The 19,070-nt window shown below is 67.8% G+C and carries 22 protein-coding genes; 12 read left to right on the top strand and 10 right to left on the bottom strand.

Annotated features, from left to right (window positions below; translation table 11 throughout):
* The first annotated feature begins 92 nt into the window (after positions 1–92).
* The gene (locus IEY68_RS06495) at positions 93–1,013 is read left to right on the top strand and encodes a DUF5995 family protein (protein WP_058856215.1); all 921 of its coding nucleotides are present in this window, start codon (positions 93–95) and stop codon (positions 1,011–1,013) included.
* A gap of 58 nt (positions 1,014–1,071) precedes the next feature.
* Here the strand turns inward: IEY68_RS06495 and IEY68_RS06490 are convergent, their stop codons facing one another.
* Together IEY68_RS06490 and IEY68_RS06485 are read right to left on the bottom strand one after the other, a co-directional pair.
* Positions 1,072–1,563 carry a beta-class carbonic anhydrase gene (locus IEY68_RS06490; protein ID WP_058856214.1) on the bottom strand — a complete coding sequence of 164 codons (492 nt, stop codon included), beginning with the start codon at positions 1,561–1,563 and terminating at the stop codon, positions 1,072–1,074.
* A 374-nt stretch (positions 1,564–1,937) separates the two neighbouring features.
* Complete coding sequence (locus IEY68_RS06485) at positions 1,938–2,822, bottom strand: LLM class flavin-dependent oxidoreductase (protein WP_062996893.1); 885 nt, start codon at positions 2,820–2,822, stop codon at positions 1,938–1,940.
* A gap of 314 nt (positions 2,823–3,136) precedes the next feature.
* Here IEY68_RS06485 and IEY68_RS06480 point away from each other — a divergent pair, with 314 nt between their 5' ends.
* The 3 genes from IEY68_RS06480 to IEY68_RS06470 all read left to right on the top strand — a co-directional run bounded on the left by IEY68_RS06480 (position 3,137) and on the right by IEY68_RS06470 (position 6,485).
* Positions 3,137–4,396 carry a PP2C family protein-serine/threonine phosphatase gene (locus IEY68_RS06480; protein WP_062996895.1) on the top strand — a complete coding sequence of 420 codons (1,260 nt, stop codon included), beginning with the start codon at positions 3,137–3,139 and terminating at the stop codon, positions 4,394–4,396.
* A 68-nt stretch (positions 4,397–4,464) separates the two neighbouring features.
* Entirely contained in the window at positions 4,465–6,045 is a 1,581-nt protein-coding gene (locus IEY68_RS06475) for a sensor histidine kinase (RefSeq protein ID WP_189094154.1), read from the top strand.
* The gene (locus IEY68_RS06470) at positions 6,042–6,485 is read left to right on the top strand and encodes a response regulator (protein WP_062996897.1); all 444 of its coding nucleotides are present in this window, start codon (positions 6,042–6,044) and stop codon (positions 6,483–6,485) included. Before IEY68_RS06475 ends, IEY68_RS06470 begins: the two co-directional genes overlap by 4 nt.
* 18 nt (positions 6,486–6,503) lie before the next feature.
* Here the strand turns inward: IEY68_RS06470 and IEY68_RS06465 are convergent, their stop codons facing one another.
* Positions 6,504–6,872 carry an STAS domain-containing protein gene (locus IEY68_RS06465; RefSeq protein WP_062997214.1) on the bottom strand — a complete coding sequence of 123 codons (369 nt, stop codon included), beginning with the start codon at positions 6,870–6,872 and terminating at the stop codon, positions 6,504–6,506.
* A 384-nt stretch (positions 6,873–7,256) separates the two neighbouring features.
* Here IEY68_RS06465 and IEY68_RS06460 point away from each other — a divergent pair, with 384 nt between their 5' ends.
* The gene (locus tag IEY68_RS06460) at positions 7,257–7,682 is read left to right on the top strand and encodes an ATP-binding protein (RefSeq protein ID WP_062996899.1); all 426 of its coding nucleotides are present in this window, start codon (positions 7,257–7,259) and stop codon (positions 7,680–7,682) included.
* Here IEY68_RS06460 and IEY68_RS06455 read toward each other — a convergent pair.
* Both IEY68_RS06455 and IEY68_RS06450 read right to left on the bottom strand, forming a co-directional pair.
* Positions 7,671–8,795 carry a class I SAM-dependent methyltransferase gene (locus tag IEY68_RS06455; protein ID WP_062996901.1) on the bottom strand — a complete coding sequence of 375 codons (1,125 nt, stop codon included), beginning with the start codon at positions 8,793–8,795 and terminating at the stop codon, positions 7,671–7,673. The two genes, IEY68_RS06460 and IEY68_RS06455, sit on opposite strands and share 12 nt — an antisense overlap.
* Before the next feature lie 385 nt (positions 8,796–9,180).
* The gene (locus IEY68_RS06450) at positions 9,181–10,095 is read right to left on the bottom strand and encodes an SDR family NAD(P)-dependent oxidoreductase (protein ID WP_062996905.1); all 915 of its coding nucleotides are present in this window, start codon (positions 10,093–10,095) and stop codon (positions 9,181–9,183) included.
* Positions 10,096–10,197: 102 nt separating this feature from the next.
* On the opposite strand from IEY68_RS06450, the gene IEY68_RS06445 reads away from it, so the two are divergent.
* Both IEY68_RS06445 and IEY68_RS06440 read left to right on the top strand, forming a co-directional pair.
* Positions 10,198–10,863, top strand: a complete 666-nt coding sequence (locus IEY68_RS06445) for a TetR/AcrR family transcriptional regulator (protein WP_062996907.1) — start codon at positions 10,198–10,200, stop codon at positions 10,861–10,863.
* Positions 10,864–11,057: 194 nt separating this feature from the next.
* The gene (locus IEY68_RS06440) at positions 11,058–11,582 is read left to right on the top strand and encodes an AAA family ATPase (protein ID WP_062996909.1); all 525 of its coding nucleotides are present in this window, start codon (positions 11,058–11,060) and stop codon (positions 11,580–11,582) included.
* Positions 11,583–11,601: 19 nt separating this feature from the next.
* On the opposite strand, the gene IEY68_RS06435 is transcribed toward IEY68_RS06440, so the two are convergent.
* The 3 genes from IEY68_RS06435 to IEY68_RS06425 are packed head-to-tail and all read right to left on the bottom strand — an operon-like array spanning position 11,602 to position 14,173.
* Positions 11,602–12,264 carry a methionine ABC transporter permease gene (locus IEY68_RS06435; protein ID WP_062996911.1) on the bottom strand — a complete coding sequence of 221 codons (663 nt, stop codon included), beginning with the start codon at positions 12,262–12,264 and terminating at the stop codon, positions 11,602–11,604.
* 11 nt (positions 12,265–12,275) lie between these two features.
* A complete protein-coding gene (locus tag IEY68_RS06430; RefSeq protein WP_062996913.1) occupies positions 12,276–13,304 on the bottom strand; it encodes a methionine ABC transporter ATP-binding protein in 1,029 nt (342 codons plus the stop codon).
* Positions 13,301–14,173 carry a MetQ/NlpA family ABC transporter substrate-binding protein gene (locus IEY68_RS06425; RefSeq protein ID WP_062996915.1) on the bottom strand — a complete coding sequence of 291 codons (873 nt, stop codon included), beginning with the start codon at positions 14,171–14,173 and terminating at the stop codon, positions 13,301–13,303. The genes IEY68_RS06430 and IEY68_RS06425 overlap by 4 nt, the downstream gene beginning before the upstream one ends.
* A gap of 133 nt (positions 14,174–14,306) precedes the next feature.
* Here IEY68_RS06425 and IEY68_RS06420 point away from each other — a divergent pair, with 133 nt between their 5' ends.
* Positions 14,307–15,176, top strand: a complete 870-nt coding sequence (locus IEY68_RS06420; RefSeq protein ID WP_062996917.1) for a MetQ/NlpA family ABC transporter substrate-binding protein — start codon at positions 14,307–14,309, stop codon at positions 15,174–15,176.
* A gap of 74 nt (positions 15,177–15,250) precedes the next feature.
* Here the strand turns inward: IEY68_RS06420 and IEY68_RS06415 are convergent, their stop codons facing one another.
* Positions 15,251–16,180, bottom strand: coding sequence for an NAD-dependent epimerase/dehydratase family protein (locus tag IEY68_RS06415; RefSeq protein WP_062996919.1), 930 nt, complete (start codon positions 16,178–16,180; stop codon positions 15,251–15,253).
* A gap of 127 nt (positions 16,181–16,307) precedes the next feature.
* On the opposite strand from IEY68_RS06415, the gene IEY68_RS06410 reads away from it, so the two are divergent.
* A complete protein-coding gene (locus IEY68_RS06410) occupies positions 16,308–16,991 on the top strand; it encodes a TetR/AcrR family transcriptional regulator (RefSeq protein WP_062996921.1) in 684 nt (227 codons plus the stop codon).
* 12 nt (positions 16,992–17,003) lie between these two features.
* On the opposite strand, the gene IEY68_RS06405 is transcribed toward IEY68_RS06410, so the two are convergent.
* Positions 17,004–17,795 carry an SDR family oxidoreductase gene (locus IEY68_RS06405; RefSeq protein ID WP_062996923.1) on the bottom strand — a complete coding sequence of 264 codons (792 nt, stop codon included), beginning with the start codon at positions 17,793–17,795 and terminating at the stop codon, positions 17,004–17,006.
* A 178-nt stretch (positions 17,796–17,973) separates the two neighbouring features.
* Here IEY68_RS06405 and IEY68_RS06400 point away from each other — a divergent pair, with 178 nt between their 5' ends.
* The 3 genes from IEY68_RS06400 (at position 17,974) to IEY68_RS06390 (ending at position 18,991) form a co-directional block, all read left to right on the top strand.
* The gene (locus IEY68_RS06400) at positions 17,974–18,240 is read left to right on the top strand and encodes a hypothetical protein (protein ID WP_189094090.1); all 267 of its coding nucleotides are present in this window, start codon (positions 17,974–17,976) and stop codon (positions 18,238–18,240) included.
* A gap of 131 nt (positions 18,241–18,371) precedes the next feature.
* On the top strand, positions 18,372–18,788 hold the full coding sequence (locus tag IEY68_RS06395) for a hypothetical protein (RefSeq protein WP_189094089.1): 417 nt from the start codon (positions 18,372–18,374) through the stop codon (positions 18,786–18,788).
* Between the two features lie 47 nt (positions 18,789–18,835).
* Positions 18,836–18,991: a DUF6131 family protein gene (locus tag IEY68_RS06390; protein ID WP_189094088.1), complete on the top strand. Its 156-nt coding sequence runs from the start codon at positions 18,836–18,838 to the stop codon at positions 18,989–18,991.
* The last annotated feature ends 79 nt before the right edge of the window (positions 18,992–19,070 follow it).

Below are 19,070 nucleotides of genomic sequence, written 5' to 3'. Positions count from 1 at the left end.
GGGCGGCTCGCGCGAACACCGCTGTTCCGGCTTCACCGCAGGTAAGTAGGTTCCACGGCCCAGGCGTCCTTCGTCGAGTGAAAGTGAAAGGTATGACCAGCCGATGTCGCGGGTGGGCCGGATACCCTGTCATCCTCCTGGCGACGCTCCTCGCAGCCGTCTCGTTCTCCGTGATCGCGCCACCGCGCGCCGCGGCGTCCGACCTCGACACCGCGTGTGGGACACCGCTGTCGGCCGCGGAACTGGCCGAGATCGTCGAACTGTCCGATACGTCCCCGCTCTCCGACGAGAAGTCGGGGTCGTCGCTGGGTCGGCTCGAGCGAGCAGTGGCGCGGCATGGGCGTATCACCGAGATCCTGGTGGAGCATCGGGACCGGCGCGGGCTGCTCGCCCTGGGGCTGGACGCGGTGGAGCGGGCCGCGGTGATGCCGCTGCAACGCGATCCGGCGATATTCGACGATCCCGAATGGGCGCACCGCATCAGTCTCGATCTGCTGCTGCGTTTCCTGCGGAATGTGCACGCGGAGTTCACCGGTACGCCGACCGAACCACAGTGGAACCACTATTTCCGGCTCGCCCACCGATGCGAATTGTCCGCGGCCAGGGTGGCGATGGCGGGCTACAACGCCCACCTCTCGATCGATCTGTCCAATGCCGTCGCCGCGACACACGCCTCCACGTCGAACGCGCCCGACCATTTCCGGATCGTGGACGCGATCGCGAGCCACGGATCGCTGATCGTCGACCTCACCAAGGAGATATACGGCGGTGACCTCGGCCCGCTGTGGCGCTTCTACTTCTTCGGGGAGGGTCTCGATGCCGTGCTCGGGGCGGGTGTGGCCACCGGCCCGCTGCTGCGGCTGGCCGATCTGGGTGCCAATGTGGTGATCTTCGGCAATGGTCTGGCTCTGCAGGATCCGGCGGCGGAACCGGCGGTCCGCGCGGAGATGGATGTGCTGTGGCGCAGTGCCGACACCGCTTTCGAGGTGCTCGCGGCGCACGGCGCGCTGTGAACGGCCGTGCCGCGGCCACCGGTCGGTGAACGCGGCACGGCGGGAGGAGCGAATTCGGTCAGGCCGTGACTTCTTCGAGCCGCCCGGTGGCGACATCGAAAACGAAACCCCGCAGCGACGAGGTCTTGGTGACGAAGGGGCTGGCCTCGATCCGCCGGAGAGACTGCCGCACATCCTCGTTCAGATCGGAGAACGCCTCGGCCGACCAGGTGGGTTTGATACCCGTCTCGTCCTGGATGCCGCGCTTGAAATCGTCGTCGGTGAAGGTGAGCATCCCGCAATCGGTGTGGTGGATGAGGATGATCTCGGTGGTGCCCAGCAGTCGCTGGCTGATCGCCAGCGAACGGATCTCGTCATCGGTCACCACACCGCCCGCGTTGCGGATGACGTGCGCCTCGCCCTCCTGCAGGCCGAGTATCCGGTAGACATCCAGCCGGGCATCCATGCAGGCGACCACCGCGACGTGCTTGCTGGGTGGTAGGGGCAGCGGGCCGCTGAACTGCGCCGCGTAGCGCGCGTTGTTGGCCAGATAGTCATCGGTCACTGTCATACGTACCGACCTTCCGTTCGTCGACGTCTCGATATGCGAATGTCCGCATTCACATTCCCAAGCTGTCGTCCGCGATCACGACCGATAGAACCGGGCAGAGTCGAACCCTGGCGTGTCGCGAACTGCGTGCGTCGCGCCGCGCGCGGTGAGGTAATCACCGTACGTGGATATCGGTTCCGGGCCCGCCAGCCGCGCCGCGTGCCCGCTCCGAACGGGTGCGCACGGCGGACTGCACAAGGCGCACCCGGCCGCGTCCCGGCCGCGGCGTGCGCGACGCCACGCCCGAGCTCGCGGCACGGATTCCCCCGGTAAATCGGTCGTCGCGGGCATCGGGTCAGCGGCCGGCCGATCGCGGAGTATCGGGCCCGCGTCGGTTACCGGGCTTCGGCGCGCGCACCGAGCCGCGCACTGCCGAGCGCTTCGGCGAGCAGGTCGATCTGATCCGGATCGTCCGAGCAGGGAAGCAGGATAAGGTCGTCGGCACCGGCGGCGGCGATCCGGTCCGCCTCGTCGCACAGATGGGCGATATCGGTCAGCAGATCGGGCCGGACCTGCGGGTACATCTCCGGGCCGTAATAGTTCTGTGCGTAGGACTCCGCGGTGGCGGCCGCGCCGGAACCGAGCTGGAAGTAACGAACGGCCAGCACCCGGGGCCGGCCGGGTCGTGCGAGCCGGGCCCACTCGGTGCCGGCGATATCGAGACCGGTGCGCAGGAGGTCGACACTGAACGCCGGAGCGACCCAGCCGTCGGCGAGCGTGGCGGCGCGCACGATACCGGCGGGCACCATCCCCGCGAGCAGTACCTGCGGGCGGCCCGGCGGCAGCGCGGGGACCGGCCCGGCCGCACCGGCGAGCTCGCCGCGCCAGGCTCGCCGCAGCTGCGCCAGCGCACTCTCGAACCGGGCGCCACGGGTGGTCATCGCCATCTCGCTGACCGTGTAGTCGTCCGCCCAGGCGCCCATCCCCAGCCCCGCGGTGAACCGGCCGCCGGAGATCCGGTCCAGGGAGGCGATCTGCCCGGCCACCACGTACGGGTTCCCGCGGTAGCCGATGTTCAGCACCGTGCTCACCAGTTCGGTGGCGGTGGTGTGTGCCGCGGCGACCGCCAGTGTCACGAGTGGGTCGAGACTGTCGTAAACGAGCCGGTCGGTGGCGCCCAGGGCGGAGAACCCGGCGCGTTCGCCGCGCGCGGCCCATATCCCGATCGTTTCGGGGTCTGCCCCGGGGACGGCGGAGGGCAAGCCGATTCCGATCCGCACCGTTATCTCCTTCGAAAGCCGAATGCTCGTAAAACACCGGGCGGCAGGCGATCTCGTTTGCCACCGGCGTGCCCACGCTAACATGCGGCGACCGGGCCGGCCGAGGATCAAAGTGCCCGGTCCCCGAGCCACGACGGCCGGGTCGGGGCGGCCGGTTACCCGGCGATCAGCCCCGTCACCTCCCGTTCACCATGGCGGGCGGCCATCGGTTACGATCAGGATCGCCTCTCGGTCCAGCAACCGGCCGCTGAGTCAGTGAGCGTGCGCTGTGTCGCCGTTGTTTCCTGTGTGATCGGAGGCCGGGGTGTCGGTGCATGCTGTCGAGTTCGGCGGTGACCGTGCGCGGTGACCTTTCCGGGTCCGATCTGGGTCCGGCCGACGATGCGGGCTGGTTCGAACGAGAACCCCTTGTCCTGCTGGTCGAGGACGATCCCGGTGACGCACTGCTCGTCGAGGAACTGGTTGCCGACGCCGAACACGGTATGCGCCTGGAATGGGTGCGCACGCTCGCCGAAGCGGGTGAACGGCTCGCCGTCGAGGTACCCGACTGTGTACTGCTCGACTTGCGGCTGCCCGATGCCCAGGGCCTGGAAGCGGTGGCCCGCATCCGCGCGCACAACGATCGCGTCGCCGTGGTGGTGATGACCGGGCTCGACGAGGAGAGCACGGGGCTGGCGGCCCTGGCCTCCGGCGCCCAGGACTATCTGGTGAAGGGCCGTGTCGAACCCGAGCTGTTCGCCCGCGCCGTGCGGTACGCGATTCAACGTAAACAAGCCGAACGCACCAGCGCGGAACTGCAGGCCAGTCAGATGCGGGCCCAGGAGAACTCGCGGCTGGAACGCGGCCTGCTACCGACTCCGCTGCTCGGCGCCGACCGTGCCGTGGATGTCGTCGCCCGGTACCGGCCGGGTCGTGCCCATTCATTGCTCGGCGGCGATTTCTACGATGTCGTCCAGGATCCCGACGGGATCGTGCACGCCGTCATCGGTGATGTCTCCGGGCACGGACCCGACGCGGCCGCCACCGGTGTCGCGCTGCGATTGGCTTGGCGCACGCTGGTTCTCACCGGCGTGACCGGTTCGCGACAGCTGCGGTTGCTGGAGCAGGTGCTGCTGGCCGAGCGAACCGATCGGCTGACCTTCGCCACCGCGACCAGTCTGATGCTGGATCCGTCCACGAAGCGAGTGGTGGTGCGGCGCGCGGGGCATCCCGGCATGCTGCACCACAGCGACGGCGAACTGTGCTGGCTCGAGGTCATCGGCGGGGCGGCACTCGGATTCATGCCGGGCCGGGCCGAGTGGCCGGCGGCCGAGATCGAATTGGTCACCGGCGCCGGTCTCATGCTGTTCACCGACGGCCTCTTCGAAGGCCGGGTGGGCCGTAACGGTGACCGGCTGGGGGAAGCCGGTCTGCTGGATGTCGCCAGAGCGGTTCCGGCGGCCCGGCCCGAAGTCTTCGTCGACGATCTGATCGGCCGCGTCGAGGAACTGGCGGGCGCGGCGGGCGGTCTGGACGACGACCTGGCCATTCTCTACATGTGCTGGAACGATGGGCGAAAGGGCGAACTTCCGTGACGAACGCCGATTCCCGGGTGGTCGGCCGGTTGACCGCGCAGGCGTGGTTCCAGCTGGTCTTCGCGCTGATGATCCTGGTGGTTCTGATCGGCGCCGTAGCGGGTGCGCAGGTCATCGCCAATACCAACCAGGTCACCGACCGGCTGGCCGGGCAGACCCTGCCCGCGTCCGCGGAGGCGTACCGGCTGCAGAGCGCGCTGATCAATCAGGAGACCGGTCTGCGTGGTTACGCGATCGCCGCCGACCCGCAGTTCCTCGAACCCTATATCGAGGGGACGCGGGAACAGGATCGTGCGGCCCGGCGGTTACGTGAGCTGCTGGCCGACCGGCCCGAACTGGCGGCCGAACTCGACGCCGTCGAGCGCGGGGCCCGGCAGTGGCGCGCCGAGTACGCCGACCCGCTCGCGGCGACCAAGTCGCCGGAGAAGGCGCGGGCCCTGGCGGCGTCGACGGCGGTACGTGCCAAAGGGTTCTTCGACGAGTTGCGCGGCTCCTTCACGGTGCAGAACGAAGCTCTGGCCGCCGCGGTCGCCGAGGACAACCGGGCGCTCGCGCATGCTCGAACCATTCGTGATGTGGTGCTGGCCGGTATGGTCATCGCTTTCCTGCTGACCGGAATCGTGCTGACCGTCCTGCTGCGCCGGCTCGTCGTGCGCCCGCTGGCCGAACTCACCGAATCGTCGCTGCGCGTGGCCAACGGCGAGTTCGATCATCACATCTACAGCCGGGGGCCCGCCGATATCGTCCAGGTCGCCGAGGCCGTGGAAGATATGCGCACACGGATAGTCGCCGAACTGGCGTCCTCGCGATCGCAGGGTACCCAGTTACGGGAGCAGAAGGCGGAGCTGGACCTGCAAGCCGACGAATTGCGCCGGTCCAACGCTGAACTCGAGCAGTTCGCCTATGTCGCATCCCACGATCTGCAGGAGCCGCTGCGCAAGGTCGCCTCGTTCTGCCAGCTCCTGGAGAAACGCTACGGCTCCCAGCTCGACGAGCGCGGTAAGCAGTACATCGATTTCGCGGTCGACGGTGCGAAACGGATGCAGGTGCTCATCAACGATCTGCTCACTTTCTCCCGGGTGGGCCGGGTCAGCGAAGGCGCGCAACCGGTTCGGCTCGGTGAACCGCTGGACAGAGCACTGAACAACCTGTCGGCTGTGCTCGAGGAGGCCGAGGCGGTGGTCGAGCGGCCGGACGACCTCCCCGAGATCATGGGCGAGCCGATCCTGCTGACCATGCTGTGGCAGAACCTGATCAGCAATGCCGTCAAATTCCGGCGGCCCGACCACCCGCCGGTCGTCCGCGTCGAGGAGGGTGATTTCGCCGACGATCCGGCGGTTCGCCTGTTCTCGGTGGCCGACAACGGTATCGGCGTCGCTCCCGAATTCGCGGAGAAGGTCTTCGTCATCTTCCAGCGGTTGCACGCACGTGACGAGTACAGCGGCACCGGTATCGGTCTGGCAGTCTGCAAGAAGATCGTCGAATACCACGGTGGCACCATCTGGCTCGATACCGAGAACACGGAGGGGACCCGGATCTGCTTCACCCTCCGTATCGCCCGGCCCTCGGCCGCGACCGAGGTGGGTTCCGCGGCCGCGGCAGTGCCCGGCACCGCAACCGAACGCGTCCCCGAAGGAGAAAACGTATGACCGTACCCGGCCAGCCGATCGATATCCTGCTCGTCGAGGACGATCCGGGGGACGAGCTGATGACCAGGGAGGCGTTCGAGGACAACAAGATCGGGAATACACTGCACGTCGCCCACGACGGGCAGGAGGCGCTGGATTTCCTGTACCGCGCCGACCCCTATGCCGACGCCCCGCGACCCGATCTCATCCTGCTCGACCTCAACCTGCCGAAGTACGACGGCAGGCAGGTACTGGAGAAGATCAAGGCCGATCCCGATCTGGCCCATATCCCGGTGGTCGTGCTGACCACCTCCGCTGCCGAGGAGGACATCCTGCGCAGCTACAAACTGCATGCCAACGCCTATGTCACCAAACCGGTCGACCTCGACCAGTTCGTGGCGGCGATCAAGCAGATAGACGATTTCTTCGTCCAGGTGGTCCGGTTGCCCCGCGCCCGGTAGCCGCGGGGCCCGGACCGCTCAGGATGCCGGGGTGCCGGTGCCCGGGGCGAGCGCGGCCGCCAGCGATTCGTGTATCGACAGCAATTTGTCGAGCCCGGTGAGTTCGATGGGACGCCGGACGGCATCGGAGACGACCACGCGCAGACCGGTGCCGGGATCGGCGGCCTCGGAGATCACCAGCAGTACGCTCAAACCGGCCGACCCGAGGAACCCGACCTCCGACATGTCGACGATCAGTGGGTCCCCGCCCCGCTGGGCGTCTTCGAGGGCGGCCTGCAGTTGGGGTGCGGAGGCCATATCCACCTCGCCCTGCACAGTGACGATCGCGGTCCCGTTCTCCGTCCGCACTGCTACGTCGAGCAGGCGGGGCGCGTTCTCGCCACTCATCGCGGATCCTTCGGCTCGCAATTCGCCATTTTCCACCTCTGCAGTATCGAGGCCCCGCCGCGCGTAACGCGACCGGGGCCGGGGCCGATCTCCGCAGAGAATCTACCCGATCGAGAAATCGTAGTCATCGGCACGGATCCGCCCGCCGGGTTCGTAATCTGTGCCACGTTTGAGCCGGGTCGAGGGCGATCACCGGGTGTGATCCGGGACGGTCGAGACCGAGGTCCGGTGGCCGCGGAGCGCGTAGGAGGCTCGGTCGAATGCTCCGGGAACGAATGGGTATGGCTAGCAGTGAGCACATAGTCCTATGGGACAGAAGCCGAACGCCACGGACCCGGTACCGCCTACGCCGTCCGTCCGGTGAGACCTACAGGAGGCGATCAGGTGACGACGACCCGCCCATCCGGGCTGGACTGTCCGCCGACCCGATGGGAGTTGCAGTTTCCGGCGAAAGCCGACCAGTTGGCCGAGGTCAGGCACAGGACACAGGAATGGCTGGCGTATTGCCCGCTCGGCGAGTATCAGGCCTACGACGTGCTGCTCGCCGTGGGGGAGGCATGCGCCAACGCGGTCGAGCACGGCCACCAGGGCGACGGCGGCACGATTCGGTTGCGGTGTGCGCGTGAGGCCACCCGCCTGCGGATAACCGTCGCCGATCACGGTCGCTGGAGGAACCCCGACCCCGACCCCGGCCCGGCCCAGGTCCGCGGGCGCGGAATGGCCATCATCCGGACGCTGATCCCGGAAGTGGAGGTCACCATCGCCTCCGGCGGCACGACGGTCGAGATGAAGGTCCCGTTACCGCGGTGAGTGCGCCCGGCCGGCGACCGGGGCCGGGCCTGCCCCGCCGCAGTCGAGGCGATAGAAACGCCAGAAACCGAAGTCCTCGATCGGCAGCACTTCGACAGAGGTGAATCCCGCCGCGAACGCGTACTCCTGGAGTGTCTGCTGCCGCATCACGGTGCCGGTGCCCGCGCTGGGTGGGCTCGACATACCGTCGGGCAGACAGACGAACAGGCTGAAGCCGTACATCAGCCGCTCCAGGTCGTCACCGTGAGGCGTGAATTCCTGGGCCACCGCCTCGTCCATGACCACCAGCGGAGCGCCGGGCCGTAGCGCGCGCCGTACGGCCGCCAGGACCTCGACAGGGCGGGGCATATCGTGCACGCATTCGAAGGCGAACGCGATATCGAAACCGCCTTCGGGGAGTTGCGCCGCATCCGTGACGGTGAACTCGCAGCGGTCCGCGACGCCGGCCGCCTCGGCGTTGCGTCGTGCCGTCCGGACCGAGGGCGCGTCGATGTCCACACCCTGTACCTGTGTCCCGGGGTAGGACTCGGCCAGGGCGATCGAGGACCAGCCGGCGCCGCATCCGATATCCAGGATCCGGACGCCGGAAGTACGCAGGACGGCGTCCACCTCGGGTACGCCTGCCAGTGCGTCGGCGAGGCGGTGCTGGTACCAGGGCCGATTACCCTCGGCCTGGCCTTCACGGGCGTTATCGCCCAATTCGTCCCAGCTGACCCCGCCTCCGGTGCGATAGGCCTCGAACAGGCGCGGCAGCGCCGGTCCCGTCGCACCGAACAGCCGAGCGAACGGGGCCAGATAGTTGAGGCTGTGCTCGTCGGTCAGGACCTCGGCGACCGCGGGCGGGAGCGCGAACATCCGGCCCTCGGCGGACCCCTCCCGGTGCACGGTCAGGAGACCGGTCACCGCCTGCTGTTCCAGCCATTCCCGCGCGTAGCGGGGGTGGGTCGCGGTGCGTTCGGCCAGTTGTGCGGCCGTCGCCGGGCCGTCGTGTGCCAGGCTGCGGTACCAGCCGAGCCGGTCGCCGGCGAATATCGACAGCAGGTCGACCGTGCCCAGGACCGCCTGGAGCACCCGGTCCGCCACAGCCGCCGCGGTATCCCTGTCCGCGTCCATACGGCAACTATCCCTTGCCTGCCGCCGGTGACCGGGTAACCGTCCGGTCGAGGGTCCGGTGTGTCCGATCCGGCATCGGGCACGAGGCCCGCGATGGGCAGCTGCTGTGTGCGGGGCGAGTCGGCCGATATCGAACAGCCGGATCATCTCCGCTGCCTCTTCGAGGTTCATGGCGTGACTGCCGATCACCCGCTTCGGTACGGCGGACCGGATCGCCCGGCCGAGCCGTTCGGCGGCCGCGACGGTTTCCTGCGGACTGCGTTCCCCGCCGCCGATCCCCAGTTCGGTGCGGTTGATGACGATATCGCAGCCCAGCGTTTTCAGCAGTGCCGCTTTGTCGTCGGAGGAGACGATAGCTACGCAGTTCGTCCCGCCCGGACGCGGGTCACCATACGGCCCGGTGGAGGGGGAACGTCACGCCGGTGAGCTCCTCGGAGACGGTCCACAGGCGCTGTTGGGCCGCTCGGTCATGGGAGTCGGGGCTGGAGGTGACCAGCTTCGGATATCCCCGGATCTCCCCGCGGTTGCCGGGGCCGTAGTACTGGCCGCCGACGACGGCCGGGTCGGTGGCGGCGCGCAGGGTGGGCAGGGCGCCCATATCGGCGCTCTGGGTGAGCAGTGGCGCGAGCCGGGTGATGGGCAGGCGGAGCACGGTGGGCGTGTTGCGGACGAGTTCGGTGTTGGACACGCCGGGGTGGGCGGCGACCGCGACGGTGGTGCCGTGCGATGCGAGCCGACGCTGCAGTTCGTACGTGAACATAAGGTTGGCGAGTTTGGACTGGCCGTAGGCGGCCATGCGGCTGTACGAGCGCTCCCACTGCAGGTCGTCGAAGTGGATGGCGGCCCGGATGCGATGGCCGGTGCTGCTGACCGTCACGACGCGGGAGCCGGGGACGGGCAGGAGCCGGTCCAGCAGCAGGCCGGTCAGGGCGAAGTGGCCGAGGTGGTTGGTGCCGAACTGCAGCTCGAAGCCGTCGGCGGTGGTCTGCCGCGGGGTGTACATCACGCCCGCGTTATTGATGAGGAGGTCGATGCGCGGGTGGGCGGCGCGCAGGTCGGCCGCCGCGGACCGGATCGAGTCCAGGGAGGTCAGGTCGAGGGCCTGGACGGTGACATCGCCGGTGATGCGGGCGGCTGCCTGCCTGCCCTTCTCGATGTTACGGACGGCCAGGACCACCGCCGCCCCGCGTGCGGCGAGCATCCGGGCGGTCTCGAAACCCAGCCCGGTGTTCGCGCCGGTCACGATCGCCACCCGGCCGTGCTGGTCGGGGATGTGTTGCTCGGTCCAGTTGCCGCTCATAATGTACTCCTCATTAAGAACCGTCGGTCTTTTACGAACTCAACCTAAAAGACCGGCGGTCTTCTGTCAAGGAACCGGTGGTCTTTAAGCTAGGGTGAAGGCGTGACATTTCAGCGGGCGCGTAGCGAGGAGCAGCGGGAGATTCGCCGCCGGGCGATCCTGGACACGGCGGCGGCGATGCTCGACGAGATGCCCGTGGCCGAGGTGAGCCTCAACGAGCTCAGCCGACGGGTGGGCCTGGCCAAGTCGAACGTCCTGCGGTATTTCGAGTCGCGCGAGGCGGTGCTGCTCGAACTGCAGGATGTCTTCCTGGGGAGCTGGCTCGCCGAGCTGGCGGACGAACTGGCCGCAGGCGTCGAGGCGCGGGCGGCGCCGGAAGTGCGGGCGGGTCAACTGGCCGAGATCCTCAGCCGGTCACTGGCGGAGCGGGTCGTGCTCTGCGACCTCTTCGGCGCGCAGGGTGGCGTCCTCGAGCGCAATGTCTCGGTCGAGGTGGTCAAGCGGCACAAGCGTTCCTCCCTCACGAGGCTTGCGGCCATGGTCGATCTCGTGCGCCGTCACCTGCCGGAGCTCGGCGACGGCGCGCAGCTGTTCTGCCTGATGAGCCTGGTCTCGGCCGGTGCCCTGTCGGCGTACGTCCCGCCGCCGCCCAGCCTCCTCGCCGCCTACGCGGACGAGCCCGCTCTCGGCGTGCTCCATATGGAGCTGCGCGACGCGCTGCGGGACTCCTTCACCGCGGCGCTCGTGGGCGTGCTGCCGCGCGCCTGAACCTTTCGAAGCGCTGGCCGAACGTGTCGCCCGGATCGAGATCACCGGCCCGACACCCCGGCCGCGTTCCTACCAGTTCGCCGGGATCGTGGAGATGCCGGTCCGGATCGTCCCCGCCTGAACAGCCGACCGGTGCGAGTGGGGACGGTGAGCCCGAGCCGCGCCCCGGACCACAGTTCTGCGACCATGGCCTCATGTCGGCCGTCTATCTGATCACCGGTATCCAAGCCGCGGGCAAATCCACTGTCGCCCAGGCACTCGCCGAACGGTTACCGCGCTCCGCCCATGTACGCGGAGACGCCTTCCGCAGGTTCGTGGTGAACGGGCGCGCGGAGATGAGTGCGCAACCCACACCCGCCGCCCTCGAACAGTTGCGGCTGCGGCATCGGCTGGCCGCGGCCACCGCCGACGAGTACGCGCACGCCGGGTTCACCGCGATTCTCCAGGACGTGGTGCTCGGCGAATTCCTGCCGTGGACGATAGAGCGGATCCGGACCGATCCGCTCTATGTCGTCGTCCTGGCCCCGCACAGCGAGGCGGTCGCCGCACGCGAGGCGGGCCGGGACAAGAACGCCTACGGCGAGTTCAGCGTATCCACGCTCGATACCGTGCTCCGCGAGACAACGCCACGGCTGGGCACCTGGCTCGACACCTCCGATCTCACCGTCGACGAGACGGTCGAGGCGATCCTGGCCGAGGCGCGGCCGATCCGTCGCTGAGCCGCGCCCCCGCGGTATCTCAGCGGCGCAGCACTTTGCGCGCGGTCCAGTTGCCGAGGAACTGGATGCCCTGCACACCGGCGATGATGAGAAGTGTGGCCACCAGCGTGACCTCCCAATCGAACCGCTGATACCCGTACACCAGGGCGAAATCACCGAGCCCGCCGCCACCGACCGTGCCCGCCATGGCGGACATATCGACGATGGCGATGATGATGAAGGTGTACCCGAGGATCAACGGGCCCAGCGCTTCGGGGATGAGCAACGTCAGGATGATCCGCAGCGGCCCCGCCCCCATGGCTCGCGCGGCCTCGATCACGCCGGGATCCACGGTGACCAGGTTCTGTTCGACGATCCGGGCGATCCCGAAGGAGGCGGCCACGATCATGACAAAGGCTGCCGCCTCGGTGCCGATGGTGGTGCCCACCACCTCGAGCGTCACGGGTCCCAGTGCGGCCAGCAGGATGATGAAGGGAATCGGCCGCACGATGTTGACCAGCACATTGAGTACCCAGTTGATCGGGCTGTTGGCCAGTAGCCCACCTTTGCGGGTGGTGTAGAGGGCGGTGCCCAGGAACAGCCCGATGATCCCGCCCACCACGAAGGTGAGCAGTACGAGATAGATGGTGGTGCCGATGGCCTCGGTGAGGATGGGCCGCAGCTTGTCCCAATCGGTATTCATCCGGATCCTCGCTACCGCTGCTCGAGTTGGGCGATCACCTTCGATACGGCCTCCTCCGGACCGTCGAGGGCGAGGGTGATACTGCCGAAGGTCTTGTCCTGCAGGGTGCTCACTCCGCCGTACACCACTTCGAAACCCACCCCGGCGTGTGCGGCGGTGGCGAGCGCGGGCCCGATACCCCGGGTGTCGTCGATATCGACGGTCACCAGCCGGCCCCGGTGCAGTTCGTCCAGGCGGCGCAGTTCCTCGGGCGCGGGGCGATTGTGCAGCACGGTGTCGACGAACGATCGAGTCGGCGCCGAGCGGGGTGCGGCGAACACGTCGAAGGTATTCGCCAGTTCCACGATCCGGCCCTCGGCCAGTACCGCGACCCGATCGGCCACCGCCCGGATGACGTCCATCTCGTGGGTGATGACCACGATGGTCACCCCCAGTTCGGTGTTGATCTTGCGCAGCAGGCGCAGCACCTCACCGGTGGTCTCCGGGTCCAGCGCCGAGGTGGCTTCGTCCGCCAGTAGCAGCGCCGGCGAGGTGGCCAGCGCTCGCGCGATTCCCACCCGCTGTTTCTGGCCGCCCGACAACTGGTCCGGGTAGCTGCCTGCCTTGTCGGACAGGCCGACGAACTCCAGCAACTCGGCGAGCCGTTCCTTGCGTTTCGCACGCGGCCAGCCCGCCACCTTCAGCGGATACTCGATATTTCCGGCAGCGGTACGTGAGCGGAAGAGGTTGAACTGCTGGAAGACCATGCCGATATCTCGGCGGATCCGGCGCACCCGGGCCTCGGAGACACCCGTGATCGGGGTACCGGAGATCTCGATGGTGCCGCTGGTCGGCTTCTCCAGAGCGTTGATGAGCCGCACGAGAGTGCTCTTACCCGCTCCGGAGTAGCCGATCACGCCGAATATCTCGCCCTTCTCGATCCTGAGATCGATCTCGGACAGGGCTGTCTCTTCGCGCTTTCCCGTCCCGAACACCTTGGTCACCGATCGGAATTCGACCGCGGGTACCGCGGTCTCCGGGCCGGTCGGCGTTGCGGTCACTGTCCGTCGCGGATCGTCTGCTGGACCCGCTGCAGAACGGGTTCGAGGTCGGGGCCGCTGCGCCGGACCTCCACCGAGGTGCCCTTGGACGTTTCGGAAACCGCCTGCTGGATCTCGGGGTCGTGCCAGATCTCCACCAGTCGCTGGTAGGTGGGGTCGGCCTTGTCCTCGGCGCGGGTGACGAATGCGTTGATGTACGGTTCGGCGCCCGGGCTGGACGGGTCGTCCTTGTACAGGGCCGAAAGGGGGTCGATACCGGCCCGCTCCAGGTAGGTGTTGTTGATGATGGAGCCGTCCACCGAGGCCAGCGACAGTGCGGTCTGCGCCGCGTCGACGGGAGTCACCTTCACCTTGGACGCACCCCGATCGATATCGGCGGGGGAGGGCGCCAGGGTGTCCGAGGACAGTTTCACCAGGCCGGCCGCCTCCAGGACGAACAGTGCGCGCGCCTGGTTGGAGGGGTCGTTGGGGATGGCGATCTCACCACCGGAGGGGATATCGCCAACTGTTTTGTGCTTCTTCGAGTACAGGCCCAGCGGAACGACCTGGGTGGCGCCGATCGGCGTCAGATCGGCATTGTTCGCGACGTTGTATTCGCCGAGGAACTGCAGATGCTGGAAGAGATTGATATCGATCTGACCCTGCGACAGCGCGATATTGGGCTGCGAGTAGTCGGAGTAGTTCGTGATCTGCAGCGTGATACCCGCGTCCTGGGCCTTCTGCTCGAACACGTCCCACGCCCGATCGCTCTCGGTGGTCCCGATCCGTACCACATCACCCGAAGCGGCGTCAGGACCGCCGCAGCCGGTGAGGGCGAGCGCCGCAGCGATGGTCAACGCTGGGATCGCCAGTACCCGAGGGAATTTCAACGCCTGCTCCCGAATGATCGTGGTCGTGTGGACTCGACCATCCAAGCGGCGACCGTGCCGGGATGGCAACGGTTGGGATTGCCCTGAACGAAATTCTGGTCCGGCGGGTATATGACCGCCTAGTTTGCGCACAATGCGAGGTCTGCGTCGTTCTGCCGTTATCCCGGTCCTGCTCGCGCTGGCCGCGCTGTTACCCGCGTGTGGTGCCGACAGCGACCCGGATGTGGTGCGGATCGGGGTGAACGATCTGGCGTTGCCGCACTGGGGGGTGTATCGGGCGAAGGCGGCCGAACGCGGGATCGCCGTGGAGTTCGTCAACTTCTCCGACTACAACCAGCCGAACCCGGCGCTGTCGCAGGGCCGTATCGACCTCAACAAGTTCCAGCATGTGCGCTATCTGGCCAACTACAACGTCGCCGACAACGATGACCTGACGCCCATCGGCGCCACCGAGATTTTCCCGCTGACCCTCTACTCGAAGAAACACGAGTCGGTGGCCGATATCCCGCCCGGCGGCGAGATCACCCTGAGCAACAACCCGGCCAACCATGTGCGGCCGCTGCTGGGTCTGGCCGCGGCGGGGCTGATCGTCCTGAAGGGCGGGCCGAGCTGGGATTCGCGAATCGAGGATGTGGACACGGCGGCGTCGCGGGTACGGCTGACCCCGATCGACCCGACCCTGACCGCGCCATCCCTGGACAGTGTGGACGCCGCCTTCGTGGACGATACATTCGCCGTTCCGGCCGGTCTCACCGCCGATGATGTGATCTACACCGACGATCCGCAGCGTCCCGAACTGACCCAGTACATCAATATCTTCGCCGCCCGGGCCGAGGACAAGGACGATCCGACCCTGCTCGCACTCGCCGAGCTGTATCACGATCCCGCCGTGGAGGCCGCGATCCGGGCGGAATCCGGATACGACGGGATCTTCAAGGACAACTCGCCGGAAGAATTGCGGGCCACTCTCGCGGAGCTGGAAACGACGTTGCGCGCACAGTGATTCCGGTGGACCGTCCGCCCCGGCGGCGGGCGGCATCCATGGGTCGAGCACCGGAGACGCGGTCCGGCGCGATTTCAGCTCACCGGGGTGCGTACGCCGGTGATCATCTCGCGTAGTCCCGCGTCGATCGGCGACGGTTCGAGCCCGAACGCATTGGTAGCGGCGGAGGAGTCGAGGACGAACGGTTCGCGGAGCTGGTACTGGATTTCGATCATCTCTCGCGCGGCGGGGTCCGCCAGTCCGGCGAGCCGGAGCAGGAAACCGGGCATGGCGCGCACACGCGCACGCGGCGCCCCGGCCAGCTCCGCGGCACGTTCGGCGAGCGCGCGGACCGAGAGCGGCGGCGCGGTGGGGACATGCCACGGCCGGCCCCACGCGTTCTCGTCCGCGGCCACAGTGACCAGGAGCTTCGCCACATCGGATACCTGGGTCCAGCTGTGCGGGGCATCCGGGTCGGCCGGTATCGACGCGGCGCGTCCGGCGAGGACTTTCGGCAACACCAGAACGCTGAACGGAGTGGTCGTATCCGCGCCGAGGTAGTCGGATCCGCGTACCTCCGTGGTGCGGATCCGTCCGGCTTCGTGCGCCGCGAGCGCGGCGGTCCACAGGTCGGCACGTATTCGGCCCTTCACCGAAGTGGGCCGCAGTGGGAGCTGTTCGGTCATCGCACCGTCGACCGGGCCGTAACCGTAGAGGTTGCCGGTGCTCACGAGGACCGCGCCGGTGCTCTCCGCGGCGCCGATGGCCGCGGCGCCGAGCGGTGGCCAATCGGTGGCCCAACGGTGGTATGCCGGACCCGCGCAGTTGTACAGGGCGACCGCGCCGCGGGCGTGTTCGGCGAGCGCCGTGGCATCGGTGGCATCCGCCGCGATTCGCTCGATTCCGTCCTGTACCGGTCCGCTACCGCTTCGGGTGATCAGGCGTACCCGCTCACCCCGGCCCGTGAGCAGCCGGGCGACGGCCGAACCGACGGGTCCGGCTCCGATGACGATGTGAAGTGGCATGGCGCAATACCTTTCGTTGGAGAGAACACTGTTCTCTATTGGGATCAGGGTAGATGGCCGTGCTCGATCGGTCAAGAACAGTGTTCTCGTTTTGTGCTGCCGTTCTCGCGCATGCCATACTGGACGGATGCCCGCCCCCTCGTTGCGCGCCCGAGTGCGTTCGGAAATGATCCGCGAGATCAAGGAGGTGGCGCGTGCCCACGTCGCACGGGAGGGTGCGAACCTGTCACTGCGCGGCGTGGCTCGCGATATGGGGATCGTCGCCTCGGCGTTGTACCGCTACTTCCCGAGTCGCGACGCCTTGCTGACCGCCCTGATCACCGACGCCTACGAGGACTTGGCGGCCGCGGCGGCCGCCGCCGATTCCGCGGTACCGCGCGCGCAGCTGCGGCAGCGGTGGATGGGAGTCTGCCGGGCCGTCCGGGAATGGGCCCTGGCCAATCCGGCCGAATACGGTCTGCTCTACGGGAATCCGATACCCGGTTACACGGCTCCCGGAGAAACGGTGGAACCGGCTGCCCGGGTGGTGTTGCTGCTCGTCGATATCGTCGTCGACGGGGCGGAGCGCCTCGATCCGGTTCCCGACGATGTTCCCGAAGTGCTTCGCACCGACCTGCGCCGCTTGATCGAGCAGCGCCCGGGTCCGATATCCGAGGCACGCCTGGGCCGGGTGTTCGCCGGTTGGACCCAGCTGTTCGGATTGGTCGGCTTCGAAGTCTTCGGTCGTCTGGAGACCGTGCTCGACAACCCCGCGCCCTACTTCGACCATCAGATGGAGGTCATGGCCGATATCGCGGGCCTGCCCCGCTGACCGGCCGGGCTGTCACAGCCAGTGCCGGTCGCCGATCGCCGCCGCCTCCGTGCCCCCGTCGGCGAAGATGATCTGCCCGGTGACGAAACGATTATCGGCCCCGGCCAGCCAGCAGATGAGTTCGGCGATCCACTCGGGCCGCCCCGGGAATCCGCCGAACGGTTGCGGGGAGGACTCCTCGACCGTGCGCCGAACCTCGTCGTCGGCGAGAATCCACGCGGCCGCGGGGGTGTCGACCACACCGGGTGCCACCGCGTTGAGTGCTATTCCGGCGCCGCCCCACTCGGCGGTCGGAGCCATTCTGCGCACCCACCGGTTCAACGCGCGCTTGGCGATACCGTAGCCGCCGGTGCGGCCGCCGGCCTCCGGATCGGCTTCGAGGTGAGCCACCGCGGCCGCCTCGTCACCGTCGAGACAGGCGGCCACGATGCGCTCGTCCGCCGGGGCCAGCGACGAGGTCGACGATACGACCACGGCGCGGGGCGCCGGACTCTGCGCCAGCAGCGGGCGCAGGCCCTCGAGGGTGGCCACGGCTCCGAAGTAGTTGGTCTCGAGCAGTCCGGTTCTACCACCGCCGGCGACGGCGAGTACCGCGTCTATCGCTCCGTATCCGCGCACTCCGTCGACGAGCGCCCGCCGGCCGGCGGCTACCGACAGATCGGCCCGGATCTCGGCGTCGTCGAGATCGCATCCGATCACTGTCGCGCCGCGGTCCCGTAGCAGTGCCGTGGTGGCGGCACCGATACCGGAGGCCGAGCCGGTGACGACATAGGTCCGCCCGGTGACTCCCGTGTACGAGGACATCGCGCTCTCTTCCGATCGTCCCCGGCATCGCGCGGCCGGGGTGTACCAGCACCGTACGCGCGCAATGCGCCGTCGCCGGGGGCCGCTTCGCTCGCGCGCTGGGAAACAGGTTCTGCCACCGGTGGTCCGGGGAGTCGAGGGTGTGGTATCCGCACCTTCTCGCTGATGGGGCCCGGGCGTGCCGCCTGTGAAACTGGGCGCGCACACCACGGGCTACGCCCTGTACCTGCTCAACGGTCTGCGCACCACCTATCCCGAACTGAATATCGAATCCCTGCTGACCGACTCCGGCCGGTACTGGCTGGAACGAGCGCGCACCGCATGCCTGTCCCCGCTCGGCGACGAACTGGTGACCGACGGTGTGGTGATCCCCACCGATCACGACGGAGCGGTCAACGATTCCCTTCCGGATTCGGTGCCGTTCGTACGCGATCTGTTCGCCTGAATTCCGGCCGGACCTGGTCCGGGGCCGAACCTCCGGTGAATCCGGCTGGCGGACTTGGGCTTCGCCGGGTTTGACATCGCATCGGCCGGGAATAGCGGGAGCATAAGGTCCCTCTACCCATGGGAATTGCCATGATCGTTGTTCTCGGGCTCGTGATCGCCGTCGCGGCGGTTGCCGCCGGCGTCGCCGGTGTCGCAGCCAATACCAGTGATGTCAATCGTCTGACCAGTGACTTCTCTGTCTTCGACTACCATTTCGCCGGCACCACCGGTGAACTGTTCCTCATCGGCATCACCGTCGGTGTGGTCGGTGGGGTGGGGGTCGGTCTCGTCGCCGCCGGTGCGTGGCGTTCCACTCGCAAGGGTGCGGCGACGCGGCGCGAACTCCGGCAGTCGCGCAAGGAGATCGCCGCGGTCCAGCGGGATCTCGCCAAGACCAAGGAGCCGGCGAAGAAGCCTGCCCCGGCGCCTGCCGGGGCGCGTGCTCCGGCCTGGTCGATGAGCAAGCTGCTGCGCAAATCCGACAAGGGCGCGGCGGCGGCCAAGTAGTTCCGGGGCTCCCCGGATATCGAATCTCGAAACAGAAAGTCGGTGTCATGATCGTTCTCGGACTCGTTCTGCTCATTGTCGGTTACCTGCTCGGTATCGGCGTACTCACCACCATCGGCCTCGTGCTCCTCGTCGTCGGCGCGGTATTGGCCATCGCCGGTTCGGTGGGCCGCCCTGTCGCCGGTCGGCGGCATTATTACTGATCCCGTCCACTGACGACCTCCACCGGTCACGGCGGTGCCGATGATCCCTCGCGGATCACCGGCACCGCCGTGACCGTTC

Source organism: Nocardia jinanensis, assembly GCF_014645735.1.
Lineage (GTDB): Bacteria > Actinomycetota > Actinomycetes > Mycobacteriales > Mycobacteriaceae > Nocardia > Nocardia jinanensis.
Note: the sequence above shows the minus strand (reverse complement) of the source record. Positions and strands in the feature narration are given on the sequence as shown.

Excerpts from the sequence above, each read along its gene's own strand:
- IEY68_RS06495 (WP_058856215.1), top strand. The coding sequence starts at position 93 with ATGACCAGCCGATGTCGCGGGTGGGCCGGATACCCTGTCATCCTCCTG.
- IEY68_RS06490 (WP_058856214.1), bottom strand. The coding sequence starts at position 1,563 with ATGACAGTGACCGATGACTATCTGGCCAACAACGCGCGCTACGCGGCG.
- IEY68_RS06480 (WP_062996895.1), top strand. The coding sequence starts at position 3,137 with ATGCTGTCGAGTTCGGCGGTGACCGTGCGCGGTGACCTTTCCGGGTCC.
- IEY68_RS06475 (WP_189094154.1), top strand. The coding sequence starts at position 4,465 with ATGATCCTGGTGGTTCTGATCGGCGCCGTAGCGGGTGCGCAGGTCATC.
- IEY68_RS06470 (WP_062996897.1), top strand. The coding sequence starts at position 6,042 with ATGACCGTACCCGGCCAGCCGATCGATATCCTGCTCGTCGAGGACGAT.
- IEY68_RS06465 (WP_062997214.1), bottom strand. The coding sequence starts at position 6,872 with ATGAGTGGCGAGAACGCGCCCCGCCTGCTCGACGTAGCAGTGCGGACG.
- IEY68_RS06455 (WP_062996901.1), bottom strand. The coding sequence starts at position 8,795 with ATGGACGCGGACAGGGATACCGCGGCGGCTGTGGCGGACCGGGTGCTC.
- IEY68_RS06450 (WP_062996905.1), bottom strand. The coding sequence starts at position 10,095 with ATGAGCGGCAACTGGACCGAGCAACACATCCCCGACCAGCACGGCCGG.
- IEY68_RS06440 (WP_062996909.1), top strand. The coding sequence starts at position 11,058 with ATGTCGGCCGTCTATCTGATCACCGGTATCCAAGCCGCGGGCAAATCC.
- IEY68_RS06435 (WP_062996911.1), bottom strand. The coding sequence starts at position 12,264 with ATGAATACCGATTGGGACAAGCTGCGGCCCATCCTCACCGAGGCCATC.
- IEY68_RS06420 (WP_062996917.1), top strand. The coding sequence starts at position 14,307 with ATGCGAGGTCTGCGTCGTTCTGCCGTTATCCCGGTCCTGCTCGCGCTG.
- IEY68_RS06415 (WP_062996919.1), bottom strand. The coding sequence starts at position 16,180 with ATGCCACTTCACATCGTCATCGGAGCCGGACCCGTCGGTTCGGCCGTC.
- IEY68_RS06410 (WP_062996921.1), top strand. The coding sequence starts at position 16,308 with ATGCCCGCCCCCTCGTTGCGCGCCCGAGTGCGTTCGGAAATGATCCGC.
- IEY68_RS06405 (WP_062996923.1), bottom strand. The coding sequence starts at position 17,795 with ATGTCCTCGTACACGGGAGTCACCGGGCGGACCTATGTCGTCACCGGC.
- IEY68_RS06395 (WP_189094089.1), top strand. The coding sequence starts at position 18,372 with ATGATCGTTGTTCTCGGGCTCGTGATCGCCGTCGCGGCGGTTGCCGCC.
- IEY68_RS06390 (WP_189094088.1), top strand. The coding sequence starts at position 18,836 with ATGATCGTTCTCGGACTCGTTCTGCTCATTGTCGGTTACCTGCTCGGT.